Origin of the sequence: Vibrio sp. OPT24 (assembly GCF_015163545.1) — a bacterium.
GTDB lineage: Bacteria > Pseudomonadota > Gammaproteobacteria > Enterobacterales > Vibrionaceae > Vibrio > Vibrio cyclitrophicus.
This window is the reverse complement of the sequence record NZ_JADDYI010000005.1, coordinates 1-16,242: the sequence shown is the minus strand read 5'-3', so window position 1 is coordinate 16,242 and position 16,242 is coordinate 1. Positions and strand designations below refer to the sequence as shown.

18 protein-coding genes and 1 pseudogene are annotated in these 16,242 nt (G+C 42.4%); 7 read left to right on the top strand and 12 right to left on the bottom strand.

The window, feature by feature from the left end:
- The first annotated feature begins 39 nt into the window (after positions 1–39).
- Entirely contained in the window at positions 40–912 is an 873-nt protein-coding gene (locus IQO02_RS01860) for a patatin-like phospholipase family protein (RefSeq protein ID WP_102282772.1), read from the top strand.
- 55 nt (positions 913–967) lie between these two features.
- Positions 968–1,309 carry a hypothetical protein gene (locus IQO02_RS01855; RefSeq protein ID WP_010441302.1) on the top strand — a complete coding sequence of 114 codons (342 nt, stop codon included), beginning with the start codon at positions 968–970 and terminating at the stop codon, positions 1,307–1,309.
- Positions 1,310–1,648: 339 nt separating this feature from the next.
- Here IQO02_RS01855 and IQO02_RS01850 read toward each other — a convergent pair whose 3' ends face one another.
- The 3 genes from IQO02_RS01850 to IQO02_RS01840 all read right to left on the bottom strand — a co-directional run bounded on the left by IQO02_RS01850 (position 1,649) and on the right by IQO02_RS01840 (position 4,720).
- On the bottom strand, positions 1,649–2,452 hold the full coding sequence (locus IQO02_RS01850; RefSeq protein WP_010441300.1) for a MetQ/NlpA family ABC transporter substrate-binding protein: 804 nt from the start codon (positions 2,450–2,452) through the stop codon (positions 1,649–1,651).
- A 331-nt stretch (positions 2,453–2,783) separates the two neighbouring features.
- Positions 2,784–3,899, bottom strand: a complete 1,116-nt coding sequence (locus IQO02_RS01845; RefSeq protein ID WP_016796406.1) for a nickel/cobalt transporter — start codon at positions 3,897–3,899, stop codon at positions 2,784–2,786.
- Between the two features lie 98 nt (positions 3,900–3,997).
- Positions 3,998–4,720 (bottom strand): DUF1007 family protein, encoded by a 723-nt coding sequence (locus IQO02_RS01840; RefSeq protein ID WP_102282771.1) that lies wholly within the window; start codon positions 4,718–4,720, stop codon positions 3,998–4,000.
- Positions 4,721–5,089: 369 nt separating this feature from the next.
- Between IQO02_RS01840 and IQO02_RS01835 the strand changes: the two genes are divergently transcribed.
- Positions 5,090–5,521, top strand: a complete 432-nt coding sequence (locus tag IQO02_RS01835) for a NifB/NifX family molybdenum-iron cluster-binding protein (RefSeq protein WP_010441294.1) — start codon at positions 5,090–5,092, stop codon at positions 5,519–5,521.
- Complete coding sequence (nqrM, locus tag IQO02_RS01830) at positions 5,518–5,715, top strand: (Na+)-NQR maturation NqrM (protein WP_016767286.1); 198 nt, start codon at positions 5,518–5,520, stop codon at positions 5,713–5,715. The genes IQO02_RS01835 and nqrM overlap by 4 nt, the downstream gene beginning before the upstream one ends.
- A 137-nt stretch (positions 5,716–5,852) precedes the next feature.
- Here nqrM and IQO02_RS01825 read toward each other — a convergent pair whose 3' ends face one another.
- Positions 5,853–6,131, bottom strand: coding sequence for a DUF134 domain-containing protein (locus IQO02_RS01825; protein WP_010441291.1), 279 nt, complete (start codon positions 6,129–6,131; stop codon positions 5,853–5,855).
- 43 nt (positions 6,132–6,174) lie between these two features.
- On the opposite strand from IQO02_RS01825, the gene IQO02_RS01820 reads away from it, so the two are divergent.
- Positions 6,175–6,594, top strand: coding sequence for a PaaI family thioesterase (locus tag IQO02_RS01820; protein ID WP_046208892.1), 420 nt, complete (start codon positions 6,175–6,177; stop codon positions 6,592–6,594).
- 18 nt (positions 6,595–6,612) lie between these two features.
- A pseudogene (locus IQO02_RS22410) lies at positions 6,613–6,877 on the top strand (ABC transporter substrate-binding protein); the annotation flags it as partial.
- Positions 6,878–6,920: 43 nt separating this feature from the next.
- Here IQO02_RS22410 and IQO02_RS01810 read toward each other — a convergent pair.
- The 8 genes from IQO02_RS01810 to IQO02_RS01775 form a co-directional block, all read right to left on the bottom strand.
- The gene (locus tag IQO02_RS01810) at positions 6,921–7,121 is read right to left on the bottom strand and encodes a hypothetical protein (RefSeq protein WP_010441287.1); all 201 of its coding nucleotides are present in this window, start codon (positions 7,119–7,121) and stop codon (positions 6,921–6,923) included.
- 509 nt (positions 7,122–7,630) lie between these two features.
- Entirely contained in the window at positions 7,631–9,334 is a 1,704-nt protein-coding gene (locus tag IQO02_RS01805; RefSeq protein ID WP_016784533.1) for an FAD-dependent oxidoreductase, read from the bottom strand.
- A 425-nt stretch (positions 9,335–9,759) separates the two neighbouring features.
- A complete protein-coding gene (locus tag IQO02_RS01800; protein WP_133146155.1) occupies positions 9,760–10,662 on the bottom strand; it encodes a VirK/YbjX family protein in 903 nt (300 codons plus the stop codon).
- A gap of 333 nt (positions 10,663–10,995) precedes the next feature.
- On the bottom strand, positions 10,996–11,142 hold the full coding sequence (locus tag IQO02_RS01795) for a hypothetical protein (protein ID WP_016767291.1): 147 nt from the start codon (positions 11,140–11,142) through the stop codon (positions 10,996–10,998).
- A gap of 40 nt (positions 11,143–11,182) precedes the next feature.
- The gene (locus IQO02_RS01790) at positions 11,183–11,458 is read right to left on the bottom strand and encodes an HU family DNA-binding protein (RefSeq protein ID WP_010441280.1); all 276 of its coding nucleotides are present in this window, start codon (positions 11,456–11,458) and stop codon (positions 11,183–11,185) included.
- Positions 11,459–11,840: 382 nt separating this feature from the next.
- Positions 11,841–12,536 carry a VC0807 family protein gene (locus IQO02_RS01785; RefSeq protein ID WP_016767293.1) on the bottom strand — a complete coding sequence of 232 codons (696 nt, stop codon included), beginning with the start codon at positions 12,534–12,536 and terminating at the stop codon, positions 11,841–11,843.
- A 155-nt stretch (positions 12,537–12,691) separates the two neighbouring features.
- Positions 12,692–13,936, bottom strand: a complete 1,245-nt coding sequence (locus tag IQO02_RS01780; RefSeq protein ID WP_010441270.1) for an NADH:flavin oxidoreductase/NADH oxidase family protein — start codon at positions 13,934–13,936, stop codon at positions 12,692–12,694.
- Between the two features lie 209 nt (positions 13,937–14,145).
- On the bottom strand, positions 14,146–14,718 hold the full coding sequence (locus IQO02_RS01775) for a YceI family protein (protein ID WP_016793559.1): 573 nt from the start codon (positions 14,716–14,718) through the stop codon (positions 14,146–14,148).
- A 279-nt stretch (positions 14,719–14,997) separates the two neighbouring features.
- Between IQO02_RS01775 and IQO02_RS01770 the strand changes: the two genes are divergently transcribed.
- Positions 14,998–15,714, top strand: coding sequence for a DUF1826 domain-containing protein (locus IQO02_RS01770; RefSeq protein ID WP_016793558.1), 717 nt, complete (start codon positions 14,998–15,000; stop codon positions 15,712–15,714).
- Positions 15,715–16,242 lie beyond the last annotated feature (528 nt).

Genomic DNA, 16,242 nt, shown 5'->3' with positions numbered 1-16,242 from the left:
TGAACCAGTCTTGAATAAAAATATTAAAGGATTAGTACGATGGCAAAAACGATCTCATTGGTACTTGGCAGTGGTGGCGCAAGAGGCTTGGTTCACGTTGGCATCATCCGCTGGCTAATTGAGCACGGCTTTCAGATAAAATCCATCTCTGGCTGTTCAATTGGTGCACTTATCGGTGGTGTCTACGCGGCGGGTAAGTTGGATGAATTTGAAGAGTGGGTCACCAGTATCGACCAATCGGATATGGCTATGATGTTGGACTTTTCATGGCAATCAAGTGGTATCTTCAAAGGGGACAAGATCATCGACACACTGCGTAGGCTGATCGGCGAAATTTCAATTGAAGATCTGCCTATCCCTTATACCGCAGTTGCTGCCAACGTCGCTGATGAAAAAGAGGTTTGGTTGCAATCGGGTTCTTTGTTTGATGCTATTCGTGCTTCTATCTCTTTGCCATTGTTCTTCACGCCTCACGTCATCAATGGTGAAGTGCTGATCGATGGAGGAGTGCTCAATCCCGTACCGATTGCGCCTACCTTTAGTGATAAGACAGACTTTACTCTGGCTGTGAACTTAGGTGGTGAACCTGAGATGCTTCAACAGGAAGTGATACCGGTTTCTCTACCAACAAAACAGAGTAACCTACATGAGAAGGTTACTCTTTTTATTGATAATCTAGGTAACAGTGTAAAAAGTAAAATGAGCTTCAATTTTGCTGCCTACGACATTGCCAACCAAGCGTTTGATGCGATGCAATCGACCATTGCTCGTCAAAAATTGGCCGCTTATCCCGCAGATATTACGCTTGAGATCCCACGTAATGCCTGTGGCACCTTAGAGTTTGATCGCTCACAAGAGATGATAGATAGAGGCTACCATTTGGCACAGGCTAATCTGGGTAACCGACTTTAATGGGCTGGTCGTTAATTTTTATGGTTAGGCAACAGGCTAACTAAGAGGGGGATTTATGCAAACTGAACTCCACGAGCTTATGGCAACAAAAGATGTCATCGTTCTCACAAGCTTAGAAGTGCCAGCCGTATCTTGGCTGATCGATGGCTATCAAGAGAACGCTGATACCCAAATTATCGAGAACGCACATCAATTAGACACCGAAGCGATTGTGTCGCAATGTCGAAGCGGCCTTAGTGACGGTAAAAAGGTCATACTTACCGCGCAGTTTCGCAGCCAGCTACCTATTATCAATATCGCTTCACTGTGTAATGAGAAGCGCAAATTATTGATCAATATTGAGTTGTCCGGTTGGAATGAAGAAAAACGCCTTCCCCATTCTTATAGCAGTTTCTAGCTTGTAGCCGTTTTTAGTTAACTAGCAGTGTCTCTTTAATCAGAGCCGTTCAATACAATACTGATGCAAGTGGTTAAGCCAGTGAAGTAGAGTGTATTATCGTTTGATAGATAAAACTAAGGCCTCGCATGTGCGAGGCCTTTTTATTTCGGATCTTGCAATAAACCGATCTCTAACAAATTATTGGGAACGAACTAGGTTAGCAAGCCATAACGAGTTTAGGATTACGAATTAAAGTATTCAATAGCTTAGTTTCGTAATAACAGCCGATAAACTTAAGATCAGGACGTTGCTTAATTGCTTCACATACAACGCCAAATCTAAGGTTATTCTTTTAGCTTAATTTGCCGCTTCTATGGTGCCTTTGAAGGTGCTGTTCAAAAAGTCATTGATCTCTTGAGAGTGATAAATCGAAATGATCTTTTTATAGACTTCATTATTTTTGTCTTCTTCTCGCGCCGCAACAACCATCACAGCTAAAGGTGCGTCTTTCTTCTCTAAGTAGATACCTTGTTTCTTAGGATCTAACCCTGCAGACATCACGTAGTTCATAGTAATAGCTGCAGCGTCTACATCGTCAAGAGAGCGGGGCAACTGTGCGGCATCAACTTCGACAAATCGAATATTCTTTGGATTGGAGACAATATCGGTTAGAGATGCATTGAATCCAACGTTTTCTCTCAGTGAAATAAGCCCTGCATCTTCTAATAGTAATAGTCCGCGTCCGCCATTGGTTGGATCGTTTGGAATCGCAATTCTTGCGTTGTCAGGGATAGAGTCAAGTGAAGTGTACTTGTTAGAGTAAACGCCCATACGCATCAAAATTGAACGTCCGATAGAAACCAACTTACTATCATGATTGTCGTTAAAGTTGTCGAGAAATGGCTGATGTTGGTAGCTATTAAGTTGGATACTTCCGTCATCCAGTGCTGCGTTAGGGGTGATATAGTCTGAGAATTCAACTAATTCGATGTTAATCCCTTGCTTCGCTGCTTCAATAGCGACGGCCTGTACAACTTGTGCGTGTGGACCTACTGTTGCACCAATCTTGATGACTGCCTCGTCTTTTTTTCCACATCCTGTCACACCTAATGTGAATGCCAATGCCAACAGGGATGCGGTGATTTTTTTGTAGCTTTTCATGATAACTCCATTTAATTAACCAAAAGACATATGGGTGCCTAGACGTCTATATTATCTATTAATGCGATTGGGTCAATAGGTTTGTTAAAGGAGAAGTTAAATTGATGTTATTACTAGGTGGGGTATATAACTCCAAGATATTGGATCTGCTTTCGCAAGCGATTATCTGATTACACTTAATCACAGTGACTAAAACTCGACGAGCTTTATCGTTAAGAGAAAAGATTTTCTTAACCGTTAATGATAGATAAAAATAAGGCCTCACGTTTGCGAGGCCTTGTCGTATGAGGATTGTAGAATTCACTGGATATTAATTAAACGCTTCCACTAATTACATGGTGAAGACTGGCGACATGCCGCTGTCTTGTCCGTTCATTAATAGTAGTCCAATCACAATAAGTAATAGACCGCCAAATAGCTGCAAATAATGACCAGCGACTTTTAATGAGGCACTGCTATTCTTGTTACCTGCGGCTAAGTAGCGTTTCACCAAATGTTTGCCTGTTAGCGTCATCATTGCAATTAGTGAGGTTGTTAATGCCGTACCAACCGCCATTGCCAACGCACTAAGAACACCCATCCAATACAAGCCGACCATGTTAGCGAAAAGCAGAACCATAATAGCTCCAGTACACGGCCTTACCCCTATGGTGACAATGATTCCTGCATATTCACGGAGCGTTGAAGCTTTATTTATCGCGTCTGCATCGGCGACGTGCTGGTGGCCGCATCCGCAGTCGGCATGAGAGTGATCTGTGTGCGAGTGTTCTGCTGATTGTATTGTACGAATGGGGTTCAACATCGCGGAACCATCAGATACTGATGAGCGACGCGCCATTGGTGATTGGGTCGAGATCGGTGAACGAGCGGCTATAGGAGAAGGCATATCTGTTGCGAATGCGGTGATGGTCTTCACTTTCAACTTTGGTTTGCGCACCGTTGAGTAGATGTTTTTCAGAGCTTTCCAGCAGATCAATGTACCCACCACGGCCACTAAGGCAAAGCTCAATGAAACAAATAGGTTGGCTTTGTCGTTCACTACTCGCATTGAAGCATTAAAGCCCCACAACAAAACGCTGACTAATAAGACAGCGACCAGTGCTTGTAACAAAGCGGAGACCACCGTAAGAATCAAGCTGGCTTTTGCTTTGGTTGGGTGAGTGGCTAAGTATGTTGAAACGATGACTTTGCCATGGCCAGGCCCCAAAGAGTGCAGCATTCCATAGATAAAGCTGAATCCAATCAGGTAACAGCCTGCTCCCCAAGGGTTTGACTTGGCTTGGTAGAGTAGGTCTGCAAGTTCTGAATTGACCTCTCTTTGCCATTGGATACTGGTGATAACGAGTGATGGCCACATCGACCATAGTTGATACGCGCCAACAGCAACAAATAATAATGCACCGATACCAATGAGGGCATGGTTGGCTTTGAATTGATTTTTCTTCATATAACAAGAACCTGAATTAGAGATTACTATTTTCGTTAATTTGGCAGGTTTAACTCGTTTGAGTTAAGACGTTTAATAGCTCAAACGAGTCGCTGCGGTTAGGAAGTGGGAAGCGCAGCACAATGAAGCTTGACCGATTGAGTAAACAGTTGGCCGAGCGTGTTATCTGGATCCGCATCGGTTGGCAAAGACATCGCATAGCTCATTTGTTCTGGAGTCGGGTTAGGCTCAACGAGTTCTAACTGACATTGTCTCGCGAGTTCTGGTGATAAGGTCACATCTCCCTTAGATAACCACGACATATCGACAAAGTAGCTAGGGTCAAAGATCAATACACGAAGTGTGTCTCTTGTCACCGGTTTTGGTTTGGCAAGCGGTAGGTCAAAAGTGAGCACCATTTTGGCTTTGTCACGTTCAAATTTGGCATGCTCTGCTACTTGATATTTGATTGGATCTTCATTGTCATAGAAGTAGGTGAAGTAGTGCTCGTACATCATGTTTTCGATAACGGATGCTGCCAGGTTTTTGAACGTCTCTTCTTCTTTGTCTGGAGATACGTCTTCACCATCTAACATATACATCGACGTCATAGCATCAAACGACCATTCCATCGACAGGCCAGTTATTAGGCCATTCTCACCTTCGATGTGGGTCTTCATTTCAACCCAGGAGTGAGGGTGGGCATATAGGTTTGGAGCAAAAGATAGCAATGCAATGCCAAGAGGTAAGCATTTTAGAAAATGAAAACACATCGAAAAGCGGTTTACACAGCCCAAAGAGAGGCGATCGAATACATTGATTAGAGTAGAGAACAGTTTCATGAAGACAGACGGTTATTTATTGTGATGTTATAATATAACAATTTAAGCATTTATTCACTTTGAAAGAGGATAAGAAGCACATTAAAAACAACACCTGTGACAACAATGGTTTATCTCAAAGGTAGAGCCATAGACCTTAGAGCGTTGGCGGGTAACGTCTTTCTCATAAACCTTTCTGTTTCTATGAATCTTTGCGTCTCAATAAACTTTTCTTTTCCAAGCGACCTTGTAGCTCCGTCTACTCTATAGTTTTTGCTGAAAGTGCTATTTCTCTATTCTGTAAATCTAATTTTTCACACTATAGTTATTGGCATATGCCAATAACAAGGAATATACTGAATGCCTGATCACCAATAACAGGGAGTTACCATGTTATACGCAGTACCTTGTCTTAATCTCCATGTCGGCAATCATTTTGCTCGTTCACCACAGATAGCGATTGTGGATGACCAACGACAAATAAAGCAGGTTGTTTCTTTGGTTGAATCCGACTCATCTTGTAATAAAAAGAAGCAATGGATTTCAGTGATCCACTCTTACGGCGTGCAAGCAGTTGTTGTCCGTCACATAGGGAAAAGGATGCTGGCGCACTTGTTTAAGAACGATATTAAAGTGTTAGCCTCGACAGGAAAGGTTGAAATCGAAGCATTAGATTTTGATCACCTACAAGAAGTGACCGATCTAGATTACGGTCGAGAGCCTCGCAATCATGGGTGTGGTAAGAAAGAGCGTAGGAGAGACGGCGCAATTTTCATGTCACGACCCCACAAATTGGGGGCTATTCGAGGGTTCCGTAAATGACATTCCTACTAACATTATTAGGCTTTGTCGGAATCGTGGCGTTGATGGCGATCGGTGTGATTTTTTCACGCCAGCCAATCAAAGGCAGCTGCGGGGGGCTAGCGCAGATCGATATTGAGCGTGAATGCAATTGCAAAGAGGTGTGTGAGGAACATAGCCGTAAGCTGTATCAGATCTCAGAACCCTCAAGCTAGAGAGCTCAAACAAGCCGCCATATAGCTAAGTCAATAGATAAACAGATAAACAGCTAAATCAGATAGTTGAATCGCTCAGTGACGAGTTCGGTATCCAGCAGTGAGAGTGGGATCTAGAGTTAAGGCTAGGGTGTCAGTTAAGAGTTTTGAATGACTAACGCGTGGCCGTTGACGATGCATTTAGCAACCTTGGCTCGTGCACGTTTAATGATGTTACCGAACGTTTGGCGAGACACCTGCATCTGCTCGGCGGCTTCAAGCTGGCTTAGGCCTTCTTGATCAGCCAAGCGTAGCGCTTCCAACTCTTCTAATAGCAGCTCTTCTTGATGAAGCTCGTCCATAGGGACGCCATTAGGCTTAAAACAAGAGTAAGCCGCACGAGTACATAACTGTCGATGTTTTTTTGGTCGAGCCATATCAATCTCTAGAAATCTAAGGGTAAAAGGAATAAGGATAAGTATGGAAGTTTTCATTCCTCACAACCATCGCCGCTGCCAAGTATGCAGCCAAGGCTTCTTTTCAGATAGCCCGATTTGCTTTGAAGTTGCTAGCAATAACGAGAACTTAGCTAAGCATGAAGCCTTAGCCAAGATTGTACCAACAGATAAAGCTGAGGGCTATGATGGCATTATGCAGGGCGGCATTGTTACCGCGTTACACGATGCCACCATGTTGCACTGCTTGTTCCAAAATAATATCACCGCGATGACGGTCAGCTTGACGTCTCGTTTCCATCATCCAATTTTGATTGGCCAAGAGTTAGAGATCCGCGCTCAATGGGTAAAAAGTAAACGCAATATTTACTTTTTAGAGAGTCAGATTACTCAAGGTGGCAAGTTATGTTCATCGGCAAAAAGTCAGTTCATGTCATCACTTTAATCATCGAACCTAAGTTCTAATGATCTTGTGAACGTAGAAGTAGGGGAAAAAGTCGCAACAACTTCTTCTTTGATGCTCACCGGCTTTGAAATCCGACACAAGAGTTATGTAGATATGCCAAGGTTGTTAGCGGCTTTAGAGGACGGCGAGGTTGAAGCCATCGTCGCTGATGATGTAGTGCTCAAATATATGATTGATCACGGCAGAACCAATGGGCGATTTGAAAATTCGTGAGTCGCGAAAGTGGCGTAAAATATTGGTCGACTATTTTGCGGATCAGTAATCGAAACCTGCTAAGTACTACAAAGCTTTCTAAGTTTTTATTTCTACAGTTCTGAGCCAGAAGCTTTGTTCTTTTTAAAGTATTTAAATGCAGTCCAGACGGCATAAGCCGCAACACCAACAATCAATGCTGAACGAATAAGGATAGGTGCATCATGTTCTAATTGACTAACATGCGGCACAATACTCGCAAACAATCGACTGGTAAAAAACAGCCCCATTACTAACATAACAATTTTATTCATGTGACCTGCCGTTCAATTAGATGCGTTATACAAAACAAAGGATGACTTAATCACACTCTCGCGAGGTTAAAACTTGTTCTGTTCGAAATTAAAGAATGCGCTTCTCAAACCCGCTCGTCAACGCGATATCAGCCAAAAACCAGTAAGCTAAAGTTTCGTTTTTGGAAGTGACACTTTTCATTAATGAAGAGATAGTTAGGGATTGAGTGTGCGAGAAACCGTTGAACTTATTACGATGAATTTCGAATTTTCTATTTATTATTATGATTTGGGCTTGCAAGGGTTAGAGATTGTCGATCAGCAAGCACTGCAATCTTTTATTGACTCCTACGAATAATAAAAGAGCTTGGCACTTACTCAAATGCCAAGCTCTGTTTTCAATGTTTACTATAAACTACTCACATCTATTTATGGTCGACATACTCTTAGCAATTAGCAATTAGCAATTAGCAATTAGCAATTAGCCGGTAAGTGTCCGCGAACCATTACCGGCGACTAAGTATTAGTCCTTAAGCTTTTGCATACATGAGTGTTCTATAACCACCGATTAAGTTACGTGCTTTAAAGCCGTTGTTGACGAGTTGGCGATAAGCTACGTTACCACGTAACCCTACTTGGCAGTAGATTACAATCTCTTTGTCTATTGGAAGCTCACTCATTCGATGACGCAGTTGGTCGACTGGAATGTTGATTGCTCCCTCAATAAAGCCACCATTTTCTAGTTCGCCAGGGTTACGAACATCGAGTAGGAGTTGGTTGTCGCTTAATGTTTCAATCTCATCGAAATGAATAGGTGTCGCGTCACCTTTAATAATATTGTTGGCAACAAATGCGGCTTGGTTAATCACGTCCTTAGCACTCCCGTAAGGTGGTGCATAGGTTAATTCTAGGTGTTGAAGTTGATCAACGGTCATACCTGCACGTTGAGCTACTGCCATAACATCAATGCGCTTATCAACGCCATCTTTACCGACGGCTTGCGCACCCAGTATTTTCCCTGTCTTAGGATCGAATAACATCTTGAACGAGACAACTTGTGCGCCGGGGTAGTAGCTCGCATGGCTTGCTGTATGGACGTATACTTTTTCGTAACTGATTCCTGATTGTTTTAGTTGCTTCTCATTTTTACCTGTTGAAGCGACTGCAAGGTCAAAAATCTTACAAATTGCGGTCCCCTGAGTGCCTTGATAAGCTTCTTGGCGCCCAAGCATGTTGTCTGCCGCCATTCGACCTTGACGGTTGGCAGGGCCTGCTAATGGGACGAGCGTTTGCTCTCCTGTTACAAAGTCTTTGTCTTCTATTGCATCGCCGACCGAGTAAATTGAAGGATCGCTCGTTTGCATAAATTCGTTAGTGTAAATACCACCAAAAGCGCCTAGTTGAAGGCCTGCTTCTTGCGCCAATTTCGTTTCTGGACGTACACCAATAGCCATGATCAAAATATCGGTTGTGAGAGTTTCACCGTTATTAAGTGTTAATTCTAATTCACCCTCTAGGTGTTGGTGCTTCTCGCTCTCGCCTGAATCAAAGCTTGCGATGTGTTCGTTAGGTATATATTTCACAGATTCAAGTGCGACGCCGAGTTTTAGGTCGATGCCTTTTTCACGAATCTCCGCATGGGCAAAGCCGGCCATTTCTCGGTCTACTGGTGTCATTACTTGATCGGCCATCTCAATCAATGAAGTTTTGATCCCAAGCTGATGAAACGCTTCCATCATTTCCAAGCCGATAAAGCCACCGCCAACAACTGTCGCGTGCTCAGGCTTATTCATTTGGATTGTCTCGATGATGCGGTCCATGTCTGGAATATTGCGTAGCGAATGGGTGAGGGGGTTATCGATTCCTGAGATGGGAGGAACGACGGCACTGGCTCCTGGGCTGAGTAATAAGAAGTCGTAACTCTCGCTGTAGTGGCTACCATCAACTAGATTTTTGACTGTAACGGTTTTATTGGTGCGATCAATTGAGGTAACTTCGTTCATCACTCGTGCGTCAACGTTGAAGCGAGCTAAGAAGCTTTCAGGTGTTTGTAACAGAAGTTTGCTTCTATCCTCGATATCGCCACCTATGTGGTATGGCAATCCACAGTTGGCAAAAGAGACGAATGGTCCTCGCTCAAACATTATGATTTCGGCTTCTTCACTAAGGCGACGAGCGCGTGCAGCAGCTGAAGCACCGCCAGCTACGCCTCCGATGATTACAATTTTAGTCATACGTTTACCTATTACTGTCTCTAAGTTTAACTATACAAATTGCCGAGCATAGAGCTTGTATCTTCCTAATGATCAGGACTGGCTAGTCGCCGGCGATTGAGTAGTTTTCGAAATACCTAGATACTATAAAGATGTAAATTAGCATTGTCTAATGTTTGCTTTGATTTATTAGCTCTTACTAATGTAAAAGACTGTAAACCCTATAACGGTGATTACTTTGGCGCGCTTTAAATTCGGATTATTTGAAGATGCATTGCCGACTAAGACGACTCTATTCTATTGAAAGACGCCTTAGTCGGTGAGGGGAGAGGTTTAGTTTGAAGCTGTCACCTCGGGTTTGAGCGTTTGGTCTAAGAGCAGTGATTAGACTAAAGCACGCTAATGAAGGTAATACGCGTTAGCTAGTTGAGTAGAGGTTAGCCAAATTAACTCGCATGAGCATAATTAACAGGACCATGGGTGTGCTGACTCATTACATTTTTCAGATCTTGCTCATATTGATCCAACCACGCGTAACGTTCACGATACAGTTTTCGTTTTTGGCGCTTAAGAGCCTCAAGATCTTTCCTGGTAGGTTGTAGTGGTAGAGCGTAGAAACATTTGTCGTGTTGTTGTCCGTCGTGTTCTTCCCATAAGCAATTGTACTTCAGGCTGATTGTTTTACCCTTCTTGCCGTATCGTAATGAGTTAGAAACATGCCCAGATTCGTTGACGGCGTAAATGTGGTCAATCTCCAAACTGGTGGCCAATAATCGAAGAGTTTCAACCATGAATGATTTCGGTCTCAAACCATAGAATGCTTTTGTGAACGAGCGGCTAAATCCGTTGTCGTTTGTTCCCCCTTGTATTCCGCCAATGTAGATATCATTATTAAATACGGTGAATGATATGGTGTACATTTTGTTGAAGATTGAGTCGGTTAGGGAAAGGGTCAGTTCACCTTCTTTTCTAGCATTTCTCTCAAAACTTAGGTTTAGAAAATAAGCTTTTTCATCAATTTTCAGCTCTAAAAGATTAAGTCTCTCGTTATATATTTGATGGCGAGTTGTTGAGGTGAACTTATCTTCAAACCAGTCATAATGCTTTGATAGTATGTCAATTTTTTCTTTCTTACTAAAATCGGTACATAAGTAAGGTGTGACAAATTTAGATAGGAAGTTCGGCTGTTTTTTAAATAAAAGCTTTCTCTCGATAGAGCTGAAATTGTCATTCATTTTTCTTGTGTCTGAGTAAAAAAATAATGCTCGAACTGCAAACTTCACTATCGCTTTGTATTTGCCTTTATTTTTATGGACATTAGCGTCAATTCCCATACGAACTACATTCATAATCACCTCAGTAAAGAAGCGTTGCCCGAACACGCTAGCGTTCCGAACTGCTTCTTTTATTCTCATAAACATTAATGCCGATGATGATAATGAAAAGTGAAAGTTGGGTACGTATGGGTATGTATGACAATGTAATCGAGTCTGTTACTTAGTGTTCAAATCGTGCGCGATTACTTGTTATCAATGACCGGGTTTAATTAAGTGAGAACTTTCAAGCTTATGACTGCACTATTACTAGTGGCTTGGGGGAGGGATTATTTAGGATTCAGCCTGGCTAGGTTTTTAAAAAAGAATGCCACTGCAGAGCTGCAGTGGCATTAGAAGGATAACAAACTATAACTCTAACAGTTTGGCCAATTCGCGCTCTTCGAGAAGCTCTTCAATACGTTGACGAGTCTTAGGCGTTTCGGCTTGTGTTTTGGTTGACTTGCCTGCTTTTTTACTGCGGCTAGCTTGAACTTTTACTTTAGTTATAGACATCGTAATCTTCCTTGGATTCTGCTTTGAGTTATTATTTACCCTAAGCGTTACATGACTCTTTTAGTGCTTTACCTGCTTTAAATGCAGGCGTTTTTGATGCTGAAATTTGAATCTCTTCGCCCGTTCGTGGGTTACGACCAGTACGAGCAGCACGAGAATTAACTTTGAAACTACCAAAACCTAGGATGGCAACATCATCACCCTTAGCCAATGTATTAGAAATACCTTCAACAAGTGCGTTTAACGCTGAACCTGCTTGTTCCTTCGAGATATCTGCTGAAGTGGCAATGTGATCAACTAACTGAGATTTGTTCATATTCTATATTCCTTATTGAGTACGAGTGGCGCTTATTTTTAAGGCCGAGCTTGTTCCATCTTAGCAATAAGGACTGAAATAGTGTTAACGTCTGGGTAGGGTTTTGTAAAGTAATCAACAAGATTGAGCGTTAACTCGCCTTTTATTATAACTGAATGTAATTCTTTAGCTATTGGTAATTTAAATACTGGTTATTAAACTGATATGAAAAAGGCGAGCATCTATCTTTTATTGGGTTAAGAGAGTCAATAATAAGCCAGCACTTTGTTTATAAATGAGTAGGGTTATTAGTTAATTGATTAATTAGTTAGTTAAACTAGGCGCAGAAATAAAAAAGCCCAGCGAGAGTGCTGAGCTTTGATTTTGAGCTTGCAATGCAGAACTATTTAGTAATAAAGATTTGTTCTGTTTCTAGTGACGTCATAGCGCGAACTTGACGCCAAATATAGTAGAAAATACCTAACATCATCAGCATGCTTGGGATTGCAATGGCTGGGTAGCTGTAAAGTGTCAGCTTGCCAAGCTCTTCATTAAAAGCGGCTGTGCCCGCTGGGCTTGTCACAATCCACGTCGCTAAGAAGTAGTTCATCGCAGAAGAGAAAGCGAAAGTACTCGCGAACATGTAATTTGACGTCATTAAACAGCGGTCGAACTTTGCTTGGTGGCCAAACTGTTTTAAACGTTCTTCAATGAGAGAGATGTTTAGCAGTGCTGGCGTGAAGATGACTTTTTGGATGAACGGATAGCGAGTAAAAGTAGAACCAAGAACCGCTAAACCAATTATGCCTGGGATTAACGCTTCTTTTAATGCTAACCAACGCGTGTCCAATTCGAAGAAACCAATGCCACCTGTTAATAACACACTCACAAAACCAAGTGCCGCAATGAAATTAAACTTCTTGTTGCGGATTAGTTCCATACCACCGTAAGCGATAGGGAAAGCCAGTGCCACAAGCAGTGCTAAACCTGTTCCTAGGTGCTCCTCTCCACTGAATTTCATCAAGATGAATGATGGAAGAAAGACGTTAAAAACGATTTCGAAAAGAGGGCTAGATTTTTTGTTTTCTGTGTTACTCATAATTTCTAAATACATTATGTTATGGATTTATTCTCAGGGATTGTTGTTTACCTCGCCCAAGATGTAAAGCCCTAAGGTATCATGCTGTGTAACGACATGTGACATTTAGCACGTCATTTACTGTTTAAGTCTTTGAATTTAAGGTAAGAAACTCGTTAGGCTCTGCGCTTCTTAAAGGCGTGCCAGCCAGCACTGAGAATCGTTTTTATGACTACACTAAGCGCACTTAACTGAGGATCTGCATTTTTTCCTGCGGCAATACGCCACATTTGATGCTCGTACCAAACCAGTCCAACCATCGCCATTTTATCTAGTGTTGGCTTGCCTGTCGTTGGCACAGTTAACGGCATGCCGTGGTTTGGATCTTTTATCAATCGATTGGGGAAGTCTGGGTCAACCGCCATGGTTCGTGCAATTCCAATAAAGTCAGTCGCAAAGGTTTGTAACGCGTCGTTCATTGCTGGTGCTGTTCGAAAGCCACCAGTGACCACCAAAGGTGTATCTACAAGCTTTCTCACCTTCATCATGTAATCCATAAAGTAGGCCTCGCGCTTCAATGTACTTGCCTTTAAAGGTGGGGTTTTATTTTTAGATCCCATCATCGAAGGGCTTTCATATGTGCCACCGGATATTTCAATTAAGTCGATACCGTCGCTACTGAGCGTTTGTACAACTTGCATCGACTCTTCTTCAGTGAAGCCACCTTTCATGAAATCAGCACTGTTGAGCTTAATCCCCACAGGAAAGTCATTACCTACTTCTTTACGGATCGCACGGTAGACTTCGAGCACGAATCTGAGTCGGTTCCCTAATGAACCACCCCATTTATCGTCGCGTTGATTGTGTCTTGAGGATAAGAATTGACTCACAAGGTAACCATGAGCACCATGAATTTGCACGCCAGTAAATCCTGCCTGTTTTGCCAATTTTGCGCTTAAGGCAAACTTATTAATTACTTCATGTATTTCTGAGTCTGTTAGTGCTCGTGGGGTGTTAAAGCCTTTTTCTAATCCGCGTTCTAAAGAGATAGCTGAAGGGGCGACAGGCTGGTCACAAAGGAATTTAGGGATCTGTTTACCAGGATGGTTTAGCTGCATCCATATCTGAGAGTCGTTTTGCTTTCCGGCACTAGCCCAATCACGAAAGATGGTGAGGTCACTTTGCTCGTCCAAGACGACGTTGCTAGGTTCACCAAGTGCATTTCTATCAACCATCACGTTACCTGTCATGGATAAACCGATGCCACCTTCAGCCCAACGCTGATAAAGGGTTGTTAAACCAGTCTTAGGGTTATGCTGTTTGTCGCCAAGTTGTTCACTCATCGCTGATTTGAAGAGTCGATTTTTGATGATTTGGCCGTTGGAAAGGGTGAACGGTTTGCTGAGGTTGATCGAATTCATACGCTATTGGTTACTTCTTTTAAATGATGGTTTTAGTATGTCTTATTTTGTCGACTGTTCCGAGTAATTCGACTCATGTTTGGTTTATATGTGTTCAGTTTTGAATTTTATAGACATTGAGAATAACTGAATGTTTCCCCTTCAAATGCCAATCACAAAAATAAGTGAGTGTGACTGACTGAAGGGGAGCTAAGGGGGGGGGTAAAAAACTATTTCTCGAAGATAAGATTGAAACTTAATGGGATCTTGTCTGAAAGGGCTAATCCGCCAACCGTCGCTGAAAGCTTGTTTAGGTTATCTGTCGATATTCCAAAATCAGCGCCGTTTACAATGATGGTAGAAGCAGAATTGACCATAACAAAACCGTCCGTCGGAATTACAACAACAGGGAAATCAATTTTCTTTGTCATACCATGTAAAGTGACTTCGGCTGAGATGGTCGTGTTTTGCGGATCGCTAGAAAGTATTGATGGGTCAATTTTCCCGGCTATCTTCACCTCAGGGAAAGTCATGGATTCAAAGTAGAGTTCATTGAGTCTTTGGTCACGAATCGCTATGCCAGTGCTTAGGCTCTTTAGGTCCAACATTATAGCAAACTGGCCATCTTTTGTGAGCCCTCCTGATGACGCTTTGATCGACGCGGGCTCAACAACAAACTGCTTTTTAATGGTTGCGAAGGTGATATTTGATAATTCTGAATCTAACGTGTAGCCGCTTTCCGCGAAAGATTGAGCGGAGATAACGGCATAAAAGAGACCGAGCGTAGAGATTAGTTTTTTCATAGTTGGGTCACCAAGTTGCTGAATTTACCAGTCTAACGTTATAAACCAGTTTGCTTTTTGAATATCTTTTTGAAAAGAAAGATAAATAAAAGCTTAGACCAGCGTGCAACAAATTACCCTAGGTAAGTGAGTACATCGCCATATTATTGGAACCATGATCTGCTAGTTGTTCGTATACCATTTGTTATGTTATAACATATCTATAATTTCACTCTTACATTTAGATATTAATGATAAAAGTAAGAGTGAGGCGAAAAGAATGCGCAAGGAGATTACGTAATGAATGCCGTTTTAACGAAGCCTTTGGCAAGCAATAGCAATCAGCCACCCAACATTAGTTCAGCCGTAAGTATCAAAGTTCAAGCGAGTCACAATGCGGGTTCTAGTGCTTCTGAGCAGCCAACTGTATTAGCCGACATCTATCAAAGTGATATCAATATCGCGATTTGGCAGCGTAACTTTGATCAAGAACTAACGGGTGAAATCAGTGAATTTATCGCTTTGAACCCAAACTTCAGTAAATCTATTAACCTGTCACCAGAGAATGCTTATGAGAAGCTAGAGTTTGCGACAGATGGAACGGCTTCAAAGGCTCTGTTAGGTAATATGGTGGAGCTGGTGGATATGTTTTGTTGTTTGTTCGAGCTTGAAGAAGTAGGGTTACGTTTAGCGGTTTTGAATCAAGCGATGTGTCCACGCTTCCATTTTGACCAAGTGCCTTGTCGCCTAGTAACTACCTATCACGGCACTGCAACTCAATGGCTGCCGAACTATGCGGTAGATCGCTCAAAGCTAGGTCGTGGAAGCAACGGACAACCTGATTCAGCTTCAGGGCTGTACAGTCACGAGTCTGATATTCAGGAACTCTCAAGTGGCGATGTTGCTCTGTTAAAGGGTGAGCGCTGGGGTGGAAACGAAAACGCTGGCCTTGTCCATCGGTCACCAGTCACTGCTCCAGACGAGACGCGGCTATTGTTGACTTTGGATTTTGGTTAGTCACACTACATTCGCGAGACTATTTTCAGTAAACGACTCATCTCTTGTTGTTCCCGGGTTCTAATACACTTAGGTATTGTCGATGGATCTGAGCAGGGAACGGTAATAGACCTTCTTGGATCGCACGCCCATTGTCGGTTAGATCAGTATTCAAAGAGCGATGGTTAATCCATGTTTCTTGAGTTCTGTGTTAAATGCCCTTGCTGCATCATTCGCAATTACATGGCTTAACCAACGAGTGGTTTGCTGTTTATTAAGCGCTTCATTTATTGGTTCGTTCTTCTGCTCTAGATTGAACACCGCCAATACGCTTTTACACAGGTTGAAACCTTAGTTAAGAAAGCCAATGACACTTTGGATGGTAACGATACAAATTAGCAGACGCTGGAATAAACCAGTTTAAAGCTAACAACGCATAGCCAAGCGTTATTGTAGTTGACCCGATCTAATGGACACCTTCAATTGTAATTGGAGGTGATTATGCCAGCTTATAAATCAGGTAAAAAAACTCAACAATATCTTACGGAA